The organism is Celeribacter indicus (genome assembly GCF_000819565.1).
In the GTDB taxonomy this organism is placed as follows: domain Bacteria; phylum Pseudomonadota; class Alphaproteobacteria; order Rhodobacterales; family Rhodobacteraceae; genus Celeribacter; species Celeribacter indicus.
Genome location: NZ_CP004393.1, coordinates 3566298 through 3583143 on the forward strand (window position 1 = coordinate 3566298; position 16846 = coordinate 3583143).

17 protein-coding genes are annotated in these 16846 nt (G+C 68.3%); 5 read left to right on the plus strand and 12 right to left on the minus strand.

What is annotated here, in order from left to right:
• Positions 1-10: 10 nt before the first annotated feature.
• Positions 11-913 (minus strand): DMT family transporter, encoded by a 903-nt coding sequence (locus P73_RS17590; protein ID WP_043870576.1) that lies wholly within the window; start codon positions 911-913, stop codon positions 11-13.
• Positions 914-961: 48 nt separating this feature from the next.
• On the opposite strand from P73_RS17590, the gene P73_RS17595 reads away from it, so the two are divergent.
• The gene (locus tag P73_RS17595) at positions 962-1489 is read left to right on the plus strand and encodes an MgtC/SapB family protein (protein WP_043870577.1); all 528 of its coding nucleotides are present in this window, start codon (positions 962-964) and stop codon (positions 1487-1489) included.
• 12 nt (positions 1490-1501) lie between these two features.
• On the opposite strand, the gene P73_RS17600 is transcribed toward P73_RS17595, so the two are convergent.
• From P73_RS17600 to P73_RS17610, 3 genes are read right to left on the minus strand one after another with little or no spacing between them, the layout of a single operon-like run.
• Positions 1502-1933 carry a GNAT family N-acetyltransferase gene (locus tag P73_RS17600; RefSeq protein ID WP_139267116.1) on the minus strand — a complete coding sequence of 144 codons (432 nt, stop codon included), beginning with the start codon at positions 1931-1933 and terminating at the stop codon, positions 1502-1504.
• A complete protein-coding gene (gene ftsY, locus P73_RS17605) occupies positions 1933-3225 on the minus strand; it encodes a signal recognition particle-docking protein FtsY (RefSeq protein ID WP_043870579.1) in 1293 nt (430 codons plus the stop codon). The genes P73_RS17600 and ftsY overlap by 1 nt, the downstream gene beginning before the upstream one ends.
• Positions 3226-3257: 32 nt before the next feature.
• A complete protein-coding gene (locus tag P73_RS17610; protein ID WP_074743183.1) occupies positions 3258-3902 on the minus strand; it encodes a lysoplasmalogenase in 645 nt (214 codons plus the stop codon).
• A gap of 81 nt (positions 3903-3983) precedes the next feature.
• Here P73_RS17610 and P73_RS17615 point away from each other — a divergent pair, with 81 nt between their 5' ends.
• Positions 3984-5027, plus strand: a complete 1044-nt coding sequence (locus P73_RS17615; RefSeq protein ID WP_043870580.1) for an alkane 1-monooxygenase — start codon at positions 3984-3986, stop codon at positions 5025-5027.
• Entirely contained in the window at positions 5024-5476 is a 453-nt protein-coding gene (locus tag P73_RS17620; protein WP_420836122.1) for a hypothetical protein, read from the plus strand. Before P73_RS17615 ends, P73_RS17620 begins: the two co-directional genes overlap by 4 nt.
• Before the next feature lie 42 nt (positions 5477-5518).
• Here P73_RS17620 and xseA read toward each other — a convergent pair whose 3' ends face one another.
• Positions 5519-7087: an exodeoxyribonuclease VII large subunit gene (gene xseA / locus P73_RS17625; RefSeq protein ID WP_043870581.1), complete on the minus strand. Its 1569-nt coding sequence runs from the start codon at positions 7085-7087 to the stop codon at positions 5519-5521.
• 88 nt (positions 7088-7175) lie between these two features.
• On the opposite strand from xseA, the gene purD reads away from it, so the two are divergent.
• Positions 7176-8441 (plus strand): phosphoribosylamine--glycine ligase, encoded by a 1266-nt coding sequence (purD, locus tag P73_RS17630; protein ID WP_043870582.1) that lies wholly within the window; start codon positions 7176-7178, stop codon positions 8439-8441.
• Between the two features lie 295 nt (positions 8442-8736).
• On the opposite strand, the gene purU is transcribed toward purD, so the two are convergent.
• Together purU and P73_RS17640 are read right to left on the minus strand one after the other, a co-directional pair.
• On the minus strand, positions 8737-9621 hold the full coding sequence (gene purU, locus P73_RS17635; RefSeq protein ID WP_043870583.1) for a formyltetrahydrofolate deformylase: 885 nt from the start codon (positions 9619-9621) through the stop codon (positions 8737-8739).
• A 258-nt stretch (positions 9622-9879) separates the two neighbouring features.
• The gene (locus P73_RS17640) at positions 9880-10203 is read right to left on the minus strand and encodes a 2Fe-2S iron-sulfur cluster-binding protein (RefSeq protein WP_043870584.1); all 324 of its coding nucleotides are present in this window, start codon (positions 10201-10203) and stop codon (positions 9880-9882) included.
• 207 nt (positions 10204-10410) lie between these two features.
• Here P73_RS17640 and P73_RS17645 point away from each other — a divergent pair, with 207 nt between their 5' ends.
• Positions 10411-10926, plus strand: coding sequence for a peptidoglycan-binding domain-containing protein (locus P73_RS17645; RefSeq protein WP_043870585.1), 516 nt, complete (start codon positions 10411-10413; stop codon positions 10924-10926).
• Between the two features lie 106 nt (positions 10927-11032).
• On the opposite strand, the gene P73_RS17650 is transcribed toward P73_RS17645, so the two are convergent.
• From P73_RS17650 to gor, 5 genes are all read right to left on the minus strand, one after another.
• Positions 11033-12454 (minus strand): Do family serine endopeptidase, encoded by a 1422-nt coding sequence (locus P73_RS17650; RefSeq protein WP_420836141.1) that lies wholly within the window; start codon positions 12452-12454, stop codon positions 11033-11035.
• A 486-nt stretch (positions 12455-12940) separates the two neighbouring features.
• Positions 12941-13144: a DUF2065 domain-containing protein gene (locus P73_RS17655; RefSeq protein ID WP_043870587.1), complete on the minus strand. Its 204-nt coding sequence runs from the start codon at positions 13142-13144 to the stop codon at positions 12941-12943.
• A gap of 4 nt (positions 13145-13148) precedes the next feature.
• Positions 13149-14084, minus strand: a complete 936-nt coding sequence (hflC, locus tag P73_RS17660; RefSeq protein ID WP_052453388.1) for a protease modulator HflC — start codon at positions 14082-14084, stop codon at positions 13149-13151.
• Complete coding sequence (gene hflK, locus P73_RS17665; protein ID WP_043870588.1) at positions 14084-15256, minus strand: FtsH protease activity modulator HflK; 1173 nt, start codon at positions 15254-15256, stop codon at positions 14084-14086. The genes hflC and hflK overlap by 1 nt, the downstream gene beginning before the upstream one ends.
• Before the next feature lie 129 nt (positions 15257-15385).
• On the minus strand, positions 15386-16747 hold the full coding sequence (gene gor / locus P73_RS17670) for a glutathione-disulfide reductase (protein WP_043870589.1): 1362 nt from the start codon (positions 16745-16747) through the stop codon (positions 15386-15388).
• Positions 16748-16846: the final 99 nt, after the last annotated feature.

Sequence of the window (16846 nt, forward strand, 5' to 3'; positions counted from 1 at the left end):
CCGGGCGGGCTCAGCCGCCCATCTCAACTATGACCGCGCCGAGCGCGATCAAGGCCATCAGCGCAAGACGCCGCGGCCCGACCTTTTCCTTCAGCACCAGCCAGCCGATCAGCGCGGCGAAGACCGTCGAGGTCTCCCGCAGCACCGCCGCCTCGCCCACATTGTCGAGCCGGGTGGCGAGCATGATACAGCCGAAGGAGAAATAGGCCACGATCCCGCCGACGAAGCCGCGCAGCGCCAGCGGCCCGAGCGCGGGCTTGTGCGCCATCTGGCGGTAGCGCAGGAAGGCGACGACCGGCATCACGAACCCGTCGAGGAAAAAGAACCAGGCGAGGAAGGTGAAGGGATCGGCGGTCGAGCGGATGCCATAGGCGTCATAGGTGGTGTAGAGCGCGACGAAGGCGCCCGTCAGGACGGCGAGCATCAGCGCGGGCACCATCGTCTCCCGCCCCGCCGTGATCGTCCTGAGATTGTAGAACGCGAGGCCGAAGATGCCCGACAGCAATACCAGCACGCCCGACCATTGCACGAGCGTGAAATGTTCCCCGAAGACGATGCCCGCCCCGATCACCGCGAAAAGCGGACCCGTGCCGCGCACCACCGGATAGACGACCGTATAGGCGCCCTTCGTGTAGGTATAGCCCTGCGCGATCTTGTATCCGAGATGGATCACGAACATGCCCGCGAAGATGATCCACATATGCGGCTCCGGCCAGGGCACGACGAAGAGGGCGAAGGGCGCGGCGATCAGCCCGTAGAAGAAATCCATCGCCCCGCGCGACAGCCAGGGATCGTGCCGCCCCTTCTGGAGCGCGCCGAAGAGGGCATGCAGGAAGGCCGCCACGAGCGCGAGGATGAGCGCCGCCTGATGCCCCGCATCGGTGCCTTCGAGCGACAGGAGGAACGCGCTCACCTGGAACCTCCGTGGTCCGACTTCGTTGAAGGATGACGGAGGTTTGGCATGCTGCAATCCCTGATCGACACGTTCAAGGGCGATTTCCTCAGCCCGTTCGAATACGTCAGCTGGCAGACCGCCGGGCTGCGCCTGGTCGCGGCGCTTCTGCTGGGCGGTCTGATCGGATGGGAGCGCGAACGCAAGGGCAAATCGGCCGGGCTGCGCACGAACATGATGGTTTCGGTCGCCGCCTGCATGTTCACCCTCATCTCCTTCGACCTGATGACCGTGCCGCCGACCGAGGACCAGACGCTGCGCCTCGACCCGCTGCGCCTGATCGAAGCGGTCACCTCGGGCGTCGCCTTTCTTGCCGCGGGGCTGATCTTCGTGCAGGGCGGCCAGGCCAAGGGGCTGACGACGGGCGCGGGCATGTGGCTCTCCGGCGCCATCGGCCTCGCCTGCGGGGTGGGCAACCTCGGGCTGGCGGTCATGGCCACCGGACTTGCGGTCGTGATGCTCTGGCTGCTCGCGCTCATCGCCGAGCGCACCATGCCGCCGCCGCGGCGGCGGACGGACGAGGAGGACGACCTGTAGCGGCGCCGCGCCTCACAGCTCGAAAGCCGGGGCGCCATCGAGCATCAGGTCGAATTCGGAATAGGGATTGGGAACGAGCGCGCCGTCGGTCGCCTCCACGAAGGGATAGGCGGGATCGAGGCAGGCGGCGCGGATCAGCGCCTCCTCCAGCGTGCGGATCACGAACTCGCTGCGGATCTCCGGATCAATGCCCATCCCCCAGATCCGCGCCGGCCGGTCCTCGCGCTCCGGGTCGACCACGAGCATCGCCGTCCCGACGAGCCGGTCGCCGGCGACGATCACCATCTCCGAATAGAGCTGGCGATCCTCGGGCCAGTCCTCCTCGAGCTCCTCGGGACAGACCGGGTGGTCGAAGAACATGTTCTGGATGGCCTCGCGCCGGGCCACGACATTGCCCCCGGAGACCCAGTTGTCGGGGCCGATGGCGTGCTGGATTTCGAGCATCATACCTCCAGACCCGTCAGGGCCGCGGCGAATTCTTCGGGATCGAAGGGAGCCAGATCGTCGATCTGCTCGCCCACGCCGATCGCATGGATCGGCAGGCCGAACCTGTCGGCGAGGCTTACGAGCACCCCGCCCTTCGCGGTCCCATCGAGTTTCGTCATCACGAGGCCGGAGACATCCGCCATCTTGCGGAAGGTCTCGACCTGCGAGACCGCGTTCTGCCCTGTCGTGGCGTCGAGCACAAGCAGCGTGTTGTGCGGCGCGCTCTCGTCCTTCTTGCGGATCACGCGGACGATCTTTGCCAGCTCCTCCATCAGGTCCTGACGGTTCTGGAGCCGCCCGGCAGTGTCGATCATCAGGAGATCGGCCCCGGTTTCCTGCGCCTTCGTCATCGCGTCGAAGGCGAGGCTCGCGGGATCGGAGCCCTCGGGCGCGGTCAGGACCGGCACGCCGGCACGCTCGCCCCAGACCTGGAGCTGTTCGACGGCGGCCGCGCGGAACGTGTCCCCCGCCGCGATCACCACCGACTTGCCCGCCGCCCGGAACTGGCTCGCGAGCTTGCCGATGGTCGTGGTCTTGCCGGAACCGTTGACGCCCACGACCAGCACGACCTGCGGCTTTTTCGGATAGATCGGCATCGGACGCGCGACCGGCTCCATGATCCGCGCGATCTCGCGGGCCATCAGGCGCTTGATCTCCTCGACCGACAGTTTCTTCCCGTACCGCCCCTCGGCCATCGCCGCGGTGACGCGCATCGACGTGTCCACCCCCATGTCGGCGGTGATCAGCAGCTCCTCGAGGCTTTCGAGCATGTCATCGTCGAGCGTGCGGCGGATGACGGTCTTCGTGTCCCTCCGCCCGAGGAGCCGGCCGAGAAAGCCCGGCGTCACCGTCTCCCCGCCCTCCGCGACCACGTCCTCGACGGGCGGGATCTCGAGCGGTGCGGGCGTCACGGGCAGTTCCCGCGGCGTCTCGGGGGCGATTTCGGCGGGCCTGTCGTCAGGCATCTCCACCGGACGGGCGTCCGGGAGTTCCGTCGGCGTCGGCGGGCGCACCGGCGTGGGCTCGGGCTGCGGCTCGGGGTATGGCTGCGGCGCGGGTTCAGGCGCGGGGCGCGGCTCAGGCTCCGGCGCAGGCGGTTCAGGCGCCTCCGGTCCGGCGAGGATCTCTTCGGCGAAAGCCTCCTCGGCGCCGCTTTCCGAACCGCCTTCCCCGACGATGGCCTCCAGCCCCTCGTCGATCTTCGACGAGGTCTTCATCAGGCGATTCTTCAGTTTCGAAAAAAGCGACATGGACCCTCCGTTCGCACGTCACTTAAAGGCTCCTACCCCTGTAGGACAAGCCCCGCATGGGGCTGATAGGCGAAAAGAATGAGCAACTGGCCTGCGACATAGAACACCCAGAGCGCCCAGCTGAGCGCCCGCAGCCGCTCCGGGCGCGGCGGCGTGCGGAACAGCTTGATCCCGATCAGCAGGTCGGAGAGCAGGAAGAGCGCCACCCCCGCCGTCACCAGCGGGCGCACCGGCCACAGCCCGAGCGCCATGATGCACATCACGGTGATGATCAGCACATAGATCCGCACCGGCCACCGAAGCCGCCCGGCATGGGGCGCGAGCCAGGCTTCGGTCGAGACCGCCAGCGCCACCAGCACCGCCACCGGGAGAAGGGCCGCCGCCTGGAATTCGGGCGCGAACAGCCCGATATAGCACAGATGCCCGAGGCCGAAGGCGATCATGCCGCGCACCAGCGGCCGGTCGCCCGGATAGGAGAGAAGCACGTCACCCAGCGCGGAAAGGGCGAGCGCGAGGACCAGCAGAAGCGGGGTTTGCCAGATCCACGCCATCAGTGTAAAAAACGTGAGCGGCAGGGCCTTTACCAGGGAGCGGAGCGGTGTCGGGGCGCGTTCGGTCAATGGCAGGTAGGCCAGTGCGGAAAGCAATGCCGCCACCAATGCGAAAGTTATGCCCATGTCCCGATCTCCCGATTGTCCGACACACCCCTTCAATAGATACACTTATAGTTGAATCACTCCTACGACTTTAGTCTCACAATGAAAACCCCTCATATCGTTCGTCTTTTCGCCATGACCACACTCGCCCCGGTGGCGCTGCTCGGCCTCGGTGCCGTCTTTGGCGGGATCTGGGCGGCGGCCGGCCTTTTCTACATGACCGCGCTGGCCTATTCCTTCGATCAGCTCGTTGCCGTCGCCCGCGACCCCGCGGACCCGGAGGCGGAGTTTCCCGATGCCAACGCCCTCTCCACCCTCCTCGCGATTGCGCATTTTGCAATGCTCCCGCTCGCGGTCTGGGCGCTGTCCGGGGCGGGTCATGCGGTCTGGGAACGGCTCGTGATCTTCCTCGGCTTCGGCCTGTTCTTCGGGCAGGTGTCGAACTCGAACGCCCACGAACTCATCCACCGCGCCGACCCGACGCTCAGGCGACTCGGGACCTGGGTCTATATCACGCTCCTGTTCGGCCATCATGCAAGCGCCCATCCGCGGGTGCATCACCGCTATGCCGCCTCGCCGGAGGATCCGAATTCCGCCCCGCTCGGGATGAGCTACTACCGCTTCCTGCCGCGCGCCTGGTGGGGGTCGTTCCGCGCCGGCCTGCGGGCCGAAAACGCCCTCCGCGCGCGGGGCCGGTCCGACGACCTGCATCCCTACGCGCTCTATCTCGGCGGCGCGCTCGCCTGTCTCCTGCTCGCCCTCGTCATCGGCGGCGCGGCCGGGCTGACCGCCTATGTCCTGCTCGCCGGCTACGCCTCCGCACAGCTCCTTCTCTCCGACTACGTCCAGCATTACGGGCTGCGCCGCCGGGAAATCGCGCCAGGCAGATACGCCCCCGTCGGCCCTGCCCACAGCTGGAACAGTCCGCAATGGTTCACCTCGCTGCTCATGCTCAACGCGCCGCGCCATTCCGACCACCACGCCCATCCGATGAAGCCCTACGTCGCGCTGGAGCTCACGCCGGAGATGCCGCTGCTGCCGCGCTCGCTGCCGGCGATGGCGACGCTCGCCCTCGTCCCGCGCCTCTGGTTCCGGGTGATGGACAGGCGGGTGGCACGCGTCGCCTCCGTCACGGAAACGACATGAGCCTCCGGCGGGATTGTGAATGGAGCGACTCGCCGCGCTATGGCATGGTCCGCGCCATGAAAATGCCGCTCGCCCTCCTGACCTCGGTCCTGCTCGCCGCCCCCCTCCTCGCCGATCCGCTCACCGGCGCGGAATTCGAGGCCTATACGGAGGGCAAGACCCTCACCTTCGCCGAAAGCGGACAGCCCTACGGGACCGAACAATACCTGCCCGGAAAGCGGGTGCGCTGGGCCTTCGACGAGGACACCTGCAAGGACGGGATCTGGTACGAGCAGGGGGAGAACATCTGCTTTCTCTACGAGGACGGCACACCGCCGCAATGCTGGCAGTTCTTCATGGAACAGGACAAGCTGCGCGCGGTGTTCCAGGGAGAGAGCGGCACGGAGCTCTACGAGGCCTGGGCCAGCGACGGCCCGCTCTCCTGCATGGGACCGCAGATCGGCGTGTGACCGCGCCCGCTCCGGTCGACACCGCGGCAGCGACCGCCGCGCTCAGAACAGGCTGCCCTGATCCGGCCCGTCCCCGCCCGCGGATCTGCCCCCCCGCTTCGCAGGGGCCGCCGCCACGCCGCCGCCGATCCGCACGCGCCCGTCGGCAAACTGGACCTCGTGCATCCGCGCCGCCTCCTTCGCGGAGGTGATCACCCCGCCCGCGGCATCCCGGACCACGGCATAGCCACGCTCGAGCGTCTTCTCGTAGGACAGCGCCTCCAGAAGCCCCGCCCGGCGCTCGAAATCCGCGCGCCAGCGCTGGCCCTGCGCCGTCGCGGCCCGCGCGAAACGCGCCGAAAGCTGCGTCAGATCGCGGCGCGCCTCCGCGGATTTGCGCGCCACCGTCGCGGGCGCGAGCCGCCCCGAAAGCCGGTCGAGGTCGCGCCTGTGCTGCCCCGTGCCGCGGGCGAGCGCCGGCGCGAGCCGCGCGCCGCAGCTCGCGAGGCGATCGCGCCGGGTCTCCAGCCGGCCGCGCAGCAGGCTCGGGCGCAGCACCGTGGACACTTCGGACAGGTGGAGCCGCCGCCGCTGCACTCCGCCCACCAGCGCCTGACCGAGCCGTGCCTCCGCCTGGTCGACCCTCTGGCGCGGCCCGTCGAGCAGGCGCTCCTTCTGCGGCATCGCGCGGGACAGGTCGCGCAGGCGCTGGCGGCGCATCTCCACCGCGGCGACGAGGGCACGCTCCATCCGGGCGCGCAACTCCTGCACCGTCACCCAGAGCTCGCGGCGCACCGGCACCGCCATCTCCGCCGCCGCGGTCGGCGTCGGCGCGCGCCGGTCGGCGGCAAAGTCGATGAGCGTGGTGTCGGTCTCATGCCCCACCGCCGAGATCAGCGGGATTTCCGAGGCCGCGGCGGCACGCACCACGATCTCCTCGTTGAACCCCCAGAGATCCTCGACCGAGCCGCCGCCACGGGCGACGATGATCAGATCGGGCCGCGGGATCGCTCCGCCCTCGGGCAGGGCATTGAACCCGCGGATGCCGTTCGCCACCTCCTGCGCGCATCTCTGCCCCTGCACCGCCACCGGCCAGATCAGGACGTGACGCGGGAAACGGTCGCGCAGCCGGTGGAGAATGTCGCGGATCACCGCGCCGGAGGGCGAGGTCACCACCCCGATCACCCGCGGCAGATAGGGAAGCGGCCGCTTGCGGGCGGCCTCGAACAGCCCCTCCGCGGCCAGCATCTTCTTGCGCTTCTCGAGCATCGCCATGAGCGCGCCCGCCCCCGCAGGCTCCAGGTTGTCGACGATGATCTGATAGCGCGAGCCGCCGGGAAAGGTCGTCATCCGCCCCGTCGCGACGACCTCCATCCCCTCCTCGGGCTGGACCTCCATCCGCGCGACCTGCCCCTTCCAGCTCACCGCGTTGATGACGCATCTGTCGTCCTTGAGATCGAAATAGAGATGGCCCGAGCGCGGGCGCGACACCCGCCCCACCTCGGCGCGGACCCGGACATAGCCGAATTCGCCCTCGATCAGTGCCTTCACCGCGCCCGAGAGCTCGGACACGGTGAATTCCGGCGCGTTCGATACGCCCTGCGGGCCGTCATCCTCGAAAAGGTCGGACATGCTGGGTCTCCGGCTGCTGCTCATGCTTGTGTCGTCTCGGGTCACACCCTAAAACGCGCCAAACCGGATTGAAAGCGGGAGTGGCGCGATGAATATTCTGATCCTCGGCAGCGGCGGGCGCGAGCATGCGCTGGCCTGGGCGGTGATGCAGAACCCGAAATGCGACAAGCTGATCGTCGCACCGGGCAATGCCGGGATCGCGGCCATCGCCGAATGCGCGACGCTCGACATCGAGGACGGCCCCACCGTCGTCTCCTTCGTCGAGGAAAATGCCATCGACTTCGTCATCATCGGCCCCGAGGCGCCCCTCGCCGCCGGGGTCGCCGACGACCTGCGCGCCGCCGGCATCCTGACCTTCGGCCCGTCGAAGGCGGCGGCCCGGCTCGAGGCGTCCAAGGGCTTCACCAAGGAGATCTGCGACGCCTGCGGCGCCCCCACCGCGGGCTACGCCCGCTTCGACGATGCGGAGAGGGCAAAGGCCCATATCCGCGCCCAGGGCGCCCCGATCGTGGTCAAGGCCGACGGGCTGGCCGCCGGCAAGGGCGTGATCGTCGCGATGGACGAGGCCACCGCCCTCGCCGCCGTCGACGACATGTTCGCCGGTGCCTTCGGCGGCGCGGGCGCCGAGGTGGTGATCGAGGAATTCATGGAGGGCGAAGAGGCCTCCTGGTTCGTCCTCTGCGACGGGGAGAACGTGCTGCCCATCGGCACCGCGCAGGACCACAAGCGCGTGGGCGACGGCGACACCGGCCCCAACACCGGCGGCATGGGCGCCTATTCCCCGGCGCCGGTGATGACCGGGGCGGTCATCGAAAAGGCGATGGAGGAGATCGTCAGGCCAACCGTGGCGGAAATGGCCAGGCGCGGAACGCCCTACCAGGGCGTGCTCTACGCCGGCTTCATGATCGAGGACGGACAGCCGCGCCTCGTCGAATACAATTGCCGTTTCGGCGATCCGGAATGCCAGGTGCTGATGATGCGGCTCGGCGCACAGGCGCTCGACCTGATGCTCGCCACCGCCGAAGGCACCCTCGACCAGGCGCGGGTGAACTGGGCCGACGACCATGCGATGACCGTGGTGATGGCCGCGAAGGGCTATCCCGGCGCCTATGAGAAAGGCACCGTGATCCGCGGCCTCGACGCGCTGCCGGAAGACAGCCGCGCCATGGTCTTCCACGCCGGCACCGCGGAGAAGGACGGCCGGATCGTCGCGGCCGGCGGACGGGTGCTCAACGTCACCGCCCGCGGCGACAGCCTCGCCGAGGCGCGCGACCGCGCCTATGCGATGATCGAAAAGATCGACTGGCCCGAAGGGTTCAACCGCTCCGATATCGGCTGGCGCGCGCTCGGGTGAGTATTTCCGGCAGCAAAAAGCCGCAGGAATCGCGTTCCCGTTAAGAAAGCGTTCATCACGGCATGGCATAAGGGAGCTGCGAAAGGCACCGCTGGCTCGAATGGCCCTCCGGATTTGGACCTTGCGGCGCACAGCCCTTGCCGGGGCGCTCGCGACGAAACGAAGGCGCGCTCGAACGGCGCGCCTTTTTCCTTGCCCGCCCCTCGCCGGCGGCCTGCTTCATCTGCTCGCAAATATCCTCGGGGGGTGAACGGGCCGCAGGCCCGGAGGGGGCGCGAGCGCCCCCTGCCCGGTCTCAGCCCATGCGCTCGGAGGCATAGGAGCCGGGGCTCGCCGGGAAGACCACGGTCTTGTTGCCGTTGATGAAGACCCGGTGGTGGATATGCGCGTGGATCGCGCGGGAGAGGACCTGCGCCTCGACATCGCGGCCGAGGGAGACGTAATCCTCCGCGCTCTGCGCATGGGTCACGCGGATCGTGTCCTGTTCGATGATCGGGCCTTCGTCGAGATCGGCGGTGACGTAATGCGCCGTCGCGCCGATCAGCTTCACGCCGCGTTCGAAGGCCTGCCTGTAGGGATTCGCTCCCTTGAAGGACGGCAGGAAGGAATGGTGGATGTTGATGATCCGGCCCGACATCTTCTGGCACAGCCTGTCGGAGAGGACCTGCATGTAGCGCGCCAGCACCATGAGTTCCGCGCCGCTCTCCTCGACGATCTCGAGCAGCCGCGCCTCCGCCGCCGGCTTGTTCTCCTTGGTCACGCGGACGTGGTGGAAGGGGATGTCGTGGTTCACCACGAGCTTCTGGTAGTCCATGTGGTTGGACACGACCGCCACGATGTCGATCGGCAGGGCGCCGATGCGCCAGCGGTAGAGCAGGTCGTTGAGGCAATGGCCGAAGCGGGAGACCAGGATCACGACCTTCATCTTCCGCGCCTCGTCGTGCACCGTCCAGACCATGTCGAGCGCCCTGGCCACGGGAGCGAAGCCGGTGTCGATCTCCGCCTGGCTCAGCCCGGTCTCGGAGGCGAAGCTCACGCGCATGAAGAACATCCCCGTCGCCGGATCATCGAATTGCGCGCTGTCGGTGATGTTGCAGCCGAGCTCGGCGAGCTTGCCGGAGATGGCGGCGACGATGCCGCGGCGGGAGGGACAGGTGACGGTGAGGACGTGGGACGACATATCGGGCCTTCGCGTTATCGGTACGGCGCGCAGTCTTGCTCCCGGCACGCGCCGCGCGCCAGAGCGAAAACGACAGGAATGACGGGAAGTTGCGGCGCGATCAGGAACGGAAGTTTCCGAAAGGCGTCACCTGCACAGGAGATGCGGCGCGAAGGTCGCAGGTCGCGGCCGCGTGGCGGCGGGCCCCCTCCACAAGCCGCGTCCCGCCGTCGGTCCCGGTGCCGCCGGGGTGGCGGTTTCCGGAGCCGCGGCGCCCTGTCAGATCTGTTTTTCCGGCATGTTGACCACGAGCCCGTCCAGCGCCTCGGTCACCTTGATCTGGCAGGTCAGGCGCGAGCGCACCGGATCGGGTTCGAAGGCGAAATCGAGCATATCCTCTTCCATCGGGTCGCGCTCGGGGAGTTTGTCGACCCAGTCGGGGGCGACGTAGACATGGCAGGTCGAACAGGCACAGGCCCCGCCGCAATCGGCGTCGATGCCGGGAATGCCGTTGTCGCGCGCGCCTTCCATCACGGTGCTGCCCACCGGCACGTCCACCACATGTTCGGTGCCGCCAAACTCGATATAGGTGATCTTGACCATTCTCTCGTCCTTCCGCTCTGATCCCGGAGCCATCCCTGACAGGCTTAGCTTGGCTGCGTTGCAGAGAAAAGAGCGTTCTGGCGGCGTCCGGCGGAGCGGATTGCCGCGCAGGGCGCCGCGGAATCCCTTGGAATTCCGCGTGTTCGCGGTAGAGTTGCCGAAAGCGCCCGGAAGGGATGCAGAGGGCGGCAAGGACCGGACGGGCAGATGAAGGCAACAGGCCGCGGGGCGGCGGGGATGTTCTGGATGGCGGCGCTGCTGTCGACCGGGTGCCAGATGGGCACGCCGGCGGACCCGGCGATGCGCGCGCCCGAGGCCGCGGGGGCGGATCCGGCGGTCTGCCATGCCCGCCACGTCACCCCCGCGGTGATCGAGACCGTCACCGAACAGGTGCTCGCGCAGCCGCCGCGCCTCGCCGGCGACGGCAGCGTCGTCCGCCCGGCCGTCTATCGCACGGAAACCCGGCAGGAGATCGTGCGGGAACGGCAGGAGCTGCGGTTCGAGGCGCTCTGCGCGGAAGAGCTGACGCCGGAATTCGTCGCCTCGCTCCAGCGTGCGCTCGCCGTGCGCGGCCATTTCACGGGGCCGGTCACCGGGCGGCTCGACCGCGCCACGCGGCGCGCCCTGCGCGCCTATCAGAAGGAGCAGGGCCTGGACAGCGAGATCCTGTCGCTTGCCGCCGCGCGCCGGCTGGGGCTGAAGGAAGTGCCGCGGGAGGGCTGAGCCGGCTTCGGCCGGGCGCCCTGCCTCGCCCTCCGCCCGCCGACCACACGGAAAAAGGCGGCCCGAAGGCCGCCTTCCGAGAGGGTTGGGTTCGCTCAGGGCTGCGTCACTCCTCCGCGACACCGAGCGCGACGAAACGCGGCTCGCCCGCGCGCCGCACGAGCAGCAGCACCGTCTTGCGCCCGGCCTCGCGCGCCTCGTCGACCCGCGATTGCAGATCGGCGACCGTCGCCACCTTCTGCTGGCCGGCCTCGGTGATCACGTCGCCCGCACGCAGGCCCTTGGTGAAGGCTTCCGAGCTCTCGTCCACCTCGACCACGGCAAGCCCGTCGGTCCCCGCGGAGATGCCCAGCTCCTCGCGCAGCGTCTCGTCGAGCGGCTGGAGCGTCAGCCCCATCATCTGCGAGGTCTCGGGCGATTGCTGTCCGCCGTCCTCGTCGGTCGGGAAGGCCACATTCTCGGCCTCCTCGCGACGGCCGAGCGTGACCATCAGCGTCTGCGTCTTGCCATCGCGGAAGACGACGATGCGCACCGCCTTGCCCACCTCGGTATTGCCGACGGTGCGGACGAGTTCGCGCGTGTCGGCCACGTCGGTGCCGTCGAAGGACATGATCACGTCGCCGCTTTCGATGCCGGCCTCCTTCGACGGGCCCTCGGGCACGTCGGTGACGAGGGCGCCGCGCGCCTGCTCGAGCCCCATCGCCTCGGCCACATCGGGCGTCACGTCCTGGATGCGCACGCCGAGCCAGCCGCGGCGGGTCTCGCCGAATTCCTTGAGCTGGTCGACGACGCGGGTCACGACGTTGGAGGCCATGGAGAAGCCGATGCCGATCGACCCGCCGTTGGGCGAGAGGATCGCGGTGTTCACGCCGATCACCTCGCCGTCCATGTTGAACAGCGGTCCGCCGGAGTTGCCGCGGTTGATCGCCGCGTCGGTCTGGATGTAGTCGTCATAGGCACCCGACAGCGCCCGGCCGCGTTGCGAGACGATCCCGGCAGAGACGGAGAAGCCCTGTCCGAGCGGGTTGCCCATGGCCATCACCCAGTCGCCCACCCGCGCCGCGTCGCTGTCGCCGAAGGGCACGAACGGGAGGGGCTCCTCGCTTTCCACCTTGAGAACCGCGATGTCGGTCTTCGGATCGGTACCGACGAGCTCCGCGGCGAGTGTGCCGCCCTCGAAGAACTCGATCTCGATCTCGTCGGCCCCGTCGATGACGTGGTTGTTCGTCACGATGTAGCCGTCTTCCGAGATCACGAAGCCCGAGCCGAGCGCCTGGGAGCGGCGCGGTCCGTGCGGTCCCTGGCCGTTGCGGTCCATGAAATCGCGGAAGAAATCCTCGAAGGGAGAGCCTTCGGGCACGATCGGCTGCTGGTCGGTCGTCGCCTCGACCACGGTCGTGGTGGTGATGTTGACCACGGCGGGGCTCACCTTGTCGGCGAGATCGGCAAAGGTCTCCGGCGCGCCGCGCGCCTCGGCGGAAACGGCCTGGAAGAGCAATGCGGCCGTCGCCAGAAGGGCGAGGCACATCGCACGGAAATCGACGCGGGAGCCAGCCGTGTCGGAAGAGAAGGCGCGAGCCTGTATCATGGGTAAGTCATCCTCCGTCTGAAGCGCCGCGGGCTCAGGTCCGGGACCGGCGTGAGCGCGGCGCGAGATGTGCGTTTTCTGGTATCCCGGCCGCCGCAGGCGCACAACTCAATGTCGGTCGCAACCAGTCAACAGCATGTGAGGGCGGTGTGACAAGGAGAAAGCCTGACACAACTCTCACAGCGCGGTGAAACAGGGCGCGGATGCCGCGCCCCGGATGCGCCGCGCCGGGTCTGGTCGGGTGCCGCGATCCGGTGCGGGGCAGCGTCCGGGAGCGTCCGAAACAACGGCGGATATGAGACAGGGGCCACGCCGTTCCCGGCTGTCGCGCGCGGGGCCGGCGCCGTGAGCCGGCGTTCTTCCGGGGGCGTTCGGCCTCGACGATGGCGACCTTGCACCGGACCGACGGGCCGCCCCGCCGGGAGATCAAAGCGGGAGGCCGACAAACCCCCGCGCCAGGGCGATCAGCACCACCCCGAGCGCGAGCGCCGCCAGTCCCAGCACGCGCCGGCGCGCGGGCGGGAGGGCGGCGACGGCGCGCACCAGATCCTCCATGCGGGAAGGGGCCAGCGCCAGCGCCAGCCCCTCCACACAGAGAACCAGTCCGATCGCGAGGATCAGGAAGCCCATGGGATCACTGATCCGCCGCCGGCGTCTGCGGCGCCGCAGGCTGCGGCGCGGTCGCAGGGGCGGCCCCGCGGCCCTGATCGGAGGACAGGTAGTCGAAGAACTCGCTGTCCGGGGAGATCACCAGCGTGGTGTTCTCGCCCCTCAGACCGGCGCGATAGGCGTTCAGCGAGCGGTAGAACTCGAAGAATTCCGGATCGGCGCCATAGGCCTCCGCGAAGATGCGGTTCTTTTCCGCATCCGCCTCACCGCGCGTGATCTCCGCCTGCCGGCGCGCGTCGGATTCGAGCTCGACCACGGTCCGGTCGGCCTGCGCCCGGACGCGCTGCGCGGCCTCTTCGCCGCGGGCGCGTTCGTCCGCCGCCTCGCGTTCGCGTTCCGCCCGCATCCGCGCGAAGGTCGCGTCGAGGTTCTGTTCGGGCAGGTTGGTCTGCTTCAGGCGCACGTCGAGCACCTCGATGCCGAGCACCTCGCCGCGGGCACGCGACTGTTCGGTGATCGTCTGCATGAGACGGGCGCGTTCGGAGGAGAGGATCGTGTTCGAGGTCACCCCGTCGGCGCCGAGCACCGCGCGGATCCGGTCGATCAGGATGCCCTCGAGATCGCTCTCGGCCCTGGCGATGCCGCCGGTCGAGACCGCCTGGCGGAAGCGCACGACATCCGCGATGCGGTAGCGCGCGAAGGCGTCCACCACGAGGCGGCGGTCGTCGGAGGGCGTGACCTCGGTCGGAGAGGTGTCGAGCGACAGGATGCGGTCGTCGTAATAGACGACCTCCTGGATGAACGGGATCTTGAAGGCGAGCCCCGGCTCCTCCTTCACGGCCTTGATCTGGCCGAATTGCAGCACGAGCGCCTTCTGGCGTTCGTCCACGACGAAGAGCGAGGACAGCACGAGCACCAGCGCCACCACGATCACCGCGACAAGAATCGGAAGTTTCCGCATCAGTTCGATCCTCCGTTCGTCGTCCCGCCGGAGCGGCGCAGCTCGTTGAGCGGCAGATAGGGCACGACGCCCTGCCCGCCTGCGGCGCCCTCGTCGATGATGATCTTGTCGAGATCGCCATAGACCTCCTCGATCGTCTCCAGATAGAGGCGCTTGCGCGTCACCGCGGGAGCCTGGCTGTATTCCTCGAGCACGGCGCTGAAGCGCGAAGCCTCACCCTGCGCCCGGTTGATCGTCTGGGCGCGGTAGCCCTCCGCCTCCTCGAGGATCTGTGCCGCGGACCCGCGCGCACGGGCGAGCACCGTGTTGGCATAGGCATCGGCCTGGCGTTCGAGCCGGTCGCGTTCCTGTTCGGCCGCCTGGACCTCGCGGAAGGCGTCGATCACCTCGCGCGGCGGGTCGGCCTTGTCGAGGTTGACGCGCACGATGTTGATGCCCGCGTCGAGGCCGTCGAGCGTGCTCTGGATCAGGCTCTTGGCCGTGTCGGAGATCAGCCCGCGGTCGCGGTTGAGGATCGGCGCGAGTTCCGAGGCGGCGATGATCTCCCGCATCGAGGATTCGGAGACCGCCTGAACCGTCTCGCGCGGCTCCGCGAGGTTGAAGAGATATTTCGCCGGGTCGTTGATGTTCCAGACCACCTGGAAGTCGATGTCGACGATGTTCTCGTCGGTGGTGAGCATCAGCCCGCTGTCCGCGCCCCCGGAGGCGACGCCGATATTCTCGGTCCGCTGCCCGGTCACCAGCACCTTTTCATAGCTCACCAGCGGCCAGGGCGCGAAGTTCAGGCCCGGATTGCCGATCTTGTAGAATTCGCCGAGGAAAAGCTCCACGGACTGTTCCTCGGGCTTCACCGTGTAGAAGGAGGAAAACGCCCAGAGGCCGACGGCGATCACCACGCCAAGGGCGACCGTGCCCTTCGACAGGCCCGGCCCCTCGCCGCGCGGACCGCGCGGGCCGCCGCCGTTCTGGCCGCCCTTGCCGCCCATCAGGACCTTGAGATATTCATTGCCCTTCGACAGCATCTCGTCGATTTCGGGGATCTGCGGCTGGTCGCCGGGGCGCCGGCCGTTGCCGCCGCGCCCGCTGCCACCGCGCTTGTCGCCGCCGCCCGGACCGGACGGACGATTGCCACCGCCCCCGCTCCCCCAGGGACCGCCATTGTTGCTGGCCATTAAGGTCTGTTCCTCTCTCGTATGGGTCTGGCCCGGCGGAGGTTCCCGTCGGGCCAAGGCTCGTCTGTAACCTGTTCGTTTTGACGCCGGGTTTCAAGAGCGCGCCTCCGCCGGGGCGGCGGCGGCGTGTCACTTGTGCACGCGCGTCGGCTCCTTCATCAGGACGATCTCTTCGGCCATGGTCGGATGCACGGCCACGGTGGCGTCGAAATCCTCCTTGGTCGCGCCCATCTTCACCGCGACCCCGGCGAGCTGGATCATCTCTCCCGCCTGGGGTGCGACGATATGACAACCCAGCACCTTGCGGCTCTCCCGGCAGACGATGAGCTTGAACATCACCCGGTGGTTCTTTTCGATGAAGGCGTTCTGCATCGGGCGGAAGGCCGCGGAATAGACCTCGACCGGACGTTCCGCGCGCGCCTGTTCCTCCGTCATCCCCACGGCGCCGTATTCCGGCTGGGTGAAGATGGCAGAGGGCACACAGGCATGGTCGGCCTTCGTCGGGATACCGCCGAACACGGTCTCGTGGAAGGCCACGGCCTCCCGGATCGCGACGGGCGTGAGCTGGATCCGGTCGGTCACGTCGCCCACGGCGAAGATCGAGGGCACGTTGGTCTGGGAATAGTCGTCCACCAGCACCTCGCCCATCCGCCCGAGTTTCACCCCCGCCTCCTCGAGGCCGAGGCCCTTCGTCGCGGGTTTGCGCCCGGTCGCGTAGAGCACCACGTCGAACACCGCCTCGCGCCCGTCCGTCGCCTTCACCCAGATGCCGTCCTCCCGCTTCTCGAGCCGTTCGACATCAGTGCCGACATGGAGCGCGACCCCCTGCTCGCTGATCAGCTCCGCGATATGCCCGCGCGCCTCGTCGTCGAAGCCCCGCAGGATCTGCGCGCCGCGGTAATATTGCGTCGTCTCCGCCCCCAGGCCGTTGAAGATACAGGCGAATTCGCAGGCGATATAGCCGCCGCCGACGATCAGGATGCGCCTGGGCATCTCCGGGATGTCGAAGATCTCGTTCGAGGTGATCGCATGTTCGATCCCCGGCACCGTGTCGGGCAGGAAGGGCTTGCCGCCCACCGCGACGAGGATGTGCTTCGCGGTCTTCTCCGTCCCGTCGGCGAGCACGACCGTATGCGGATCCTTCACCGTCGCGCGCTGGTGCAGGATCTCGACCCCCGCATTTTCCGCGTTGCGCGTATAGATCCCCTCGAGGCGCGACAGCTCCGCCTGGAGCTTCTGCTGGAAGGCCGGCCAGTCGAAGGCACCGATGCGGATGTCCCAGCCGTATTTCTTTCCGTCCTCGGCATGGCCCGAGAACTGCGAGGCGAAGACCATCAGCTTCTTGGGCACGCAGCCCCGTATGACGCAGGTGCCGCCCATGCGGAACTCCTCCGCCATCGCGACCTTCCTGCCGCCCGCCGCCGTCAGCCGCGCCGCGCGCACGCCGCCCGAGCCGCCGCCGATCACGAAGAGATCATAGTCGAAATCCATCAGTTCCGCCCTTCCGGAAGAAGTCCAAAGTCGCGCACAGGTGTAGAGGGTCGCGCCGCAAAGGAAAACCCCGCGCAGGCGCACGGGCGGTCCGCGTTT

Coding starts and splice junctions, on each gene's coding strand:
- P73_RS17595 (WP_043870577.1), top strand. CDS start 962: ATGCTGCAATCCCTGATCGACACGTTCAAGGGCGATTTCCTCAGCCCG.
- P73_RS17600 (WP_139267116.1), bottom strand. CDS start 1,933: ATGCTCGAAATCCAGCACGCCATCGGCCCCGACAACTGGGTCTCCGGG.
- ftsY (WP_043870579.1), bottom strand. CDS start 3,225: ATGTCGCTTTTTTCGAAACTGAAGAATCGCCTGATGAAGACCTCGTCG.
- P73_RS17610 (WP_074743183.1), bottom strand. CDS start 3,902: ATGGGCATAACTTTCGCATTGGTGGCGGCATTGCTTTCCGCACTGGCC.
- P73_RS17615 (WP_043870580.1), top strand. CDS start 3,984: ATGAAAACCCCTCATATCGTTCGTCTTTTCGCCATGACCACACTCGCC.
- P73_RS17620 (WP_420836122.1), top strand. CDS start 5,024: ATGAGCCTCCGGCGGGATTGTGAATGGAGCGACTCGCCGCGCTATGGC.
- xseA (WP_043870581.1), bottom strand. CDS start 7,087: ATGTCCGACCTTTTCGAGGATGACGGCCCGCAGGGCGTATCGAACGCG.
- purD (WP_043870582.1), top strand. CDS start 7,176: ATGAATATTCTGATCCTCGGCAGCGGCGGGCGCGAGCATGCGCTGGCC.
- purU (WP_043870583.1), bottom strand. CDS start 9,621: ATGTCGTCCCACGTCCTCACCGTCACCTGTCCCTCCCGCCGCGGCATC.
- P73_RS17640 (WP_043870584.1), bottom strand. CDS start 10,203: ATGGTCAAGATCACCTATATCGAGTTTGGCGGCACCGAACATGTGGTG.
- P73_RS17645 (WP_043870585.1), top strand. CDS start 10,411: ATGAAGGCAACAGGCCGCGGGGCGGCGGGGATGTTCTGGATGGCGGCG.
- P73_RS17650 (WP_420836141.1), bottom strand. CDS start 12,454: ATGTGCCTCGCCCTTCTGGCGACGGCCGCATTGCTCTTCCAGGCCGTT.
- P73_RS17655 (WP_043870587.1), bottom strand. CDS start 13,144: ATGGGCTTCCTGATCCTCGCGATCGGACTGGTTCTCTGTGTGGAGGGG.
- hflC (WP_052453388.1), bottom strand. CDS start 14,084: ATGCGGAAACTTCCGATTCTTGTCGCGGTGATCGTGGTGGCGCTGGTG.
- hflK (WP_043870588.1), bottom strand. CDS start 15,256: ATGGCCAGCAACAATGGCGGTCCCTGGGGGAGCGGGGGCGGTGGCAAT.
- gor (WP_043870589.1), bottom strand. CDS start 16,747: ATGGATTTCGACTATGATCTCTTCGTGATCGGCGGCGGCTCGGGCGGC.